Here is a 215-nt window from a genome sequence, read left to right as displayed (position 1 = left end):
GGCCGGGTGGACGTCTCGGAGCTGCGCGCACGGATCGGGCTGAGCTCATCGGCTCTGGCGCAGCGGATACCCGACGCGGAAGTGGTGCGCGATCTGGTTGTCTCGGCCGGCTATGCGGTGCTGGGCCGGTGGCGGGAGCGCTACGAAGACGTCGACTACCAGCGTGCGCTCGACATGCTCGAAAGCTTGGGCGCCGAACACCTGGCCGACCGCAG

Annotated in this window: 1 pseudogene; it reads left to right on the top strand. The window is 69.3% G+C overall.

Going from position 1 to position 215, the window contains the following annotated elements:
- A pseudogene (locus tag F0Q45_RS27380) lies at positions 1-215 on the top strand (ABC transporter ATP-binding protein); the annotation flags it as partial.

It is taken from the genome of Mycobacterium simiae (assembly GCF_008370645.1).
In the GTDB taxonomy this organism is placed as follows: domain Bacteria; phylum Actinomycetota; class Actinomycetes; order Mycobacteriales; family Mycobacteriaceae; genus Mycobacterium; species Mycobacterium simiae_A.
This window is presented reverse-complemented; position numbering and strand designations above follow the sequence as displayed.